This is a genomic window from Acinetobacter sp. 826659 (assembly GCF_000588515.1).
GTDB lineage: Bacteria > Pseudomonadota > Gammaproteobacteria > Pseudomonadales > Moraxellaceae > Acinetobacter > Acinetobacter pittii.
Window position 1 is genome coordinate 1 of the sequence record NZ_JFYD01000036.1, and the last position, 567, is coordinate 567.

Below are 567 nucleotides of genomic sequence, written 5' to 3' on the forward strand. Positions count from 1 at the left end.
GTTCACAACCACTGTTGCTGTCGGATCGTTCACTGTACCAGTGAGTGCTGGTGTGCTGTCATTCGTCAACACATCATCAAGTGCAACCACCGGCGGTGTGATGTCGGCAGAGACTGTGCCTGTACCTGGCAATGAAGTATTGCCTGCAGGGTCAGTCGCTGTTGCAGTCACGGTATCGCCATCCACCAGGTTGCCCGGGTTTGGTACTGACCAGCTGCCGTCTGTGCCTGCCACGACTGTTGCAGTGGTGCCATCAGGATATGTCACAGTCACTGTAGAACCAGGTTCTGCTGTACCGCTCACCGGATCAGTTGCATTGATTGGATCAAGTACAGGTGCATTTGGTGCGGTGGTATCAATGGTCACCACTGCTGTATCGGTACCCGCATTACCTGCTGCATCAGTTGCCGTCACGGTAATGGTATGTGGACCATCAGTTAACGCAGGCAGTGTATTGTCTGCAAGCGTCCAGGTGCCGTCACCATTGTTCACTGCCGGATAGTCAACCCCATCCACATTCACAACCACTGTTGCTGTCGGATCGTTCACTGTACCAGTGAGTGCTGG

General features: G+C 53.8%; 1 protein-coding gene. It reads right to left on the reverse strand.

The window, feature by feature from the left end:
- On the reverse strand, nt 1–567 hold a 567-nt coding region (locus J663_RS18525), incomplete at both ends, for an Ig-like domain-containing protein (RefSeq protein WP_033851461.1).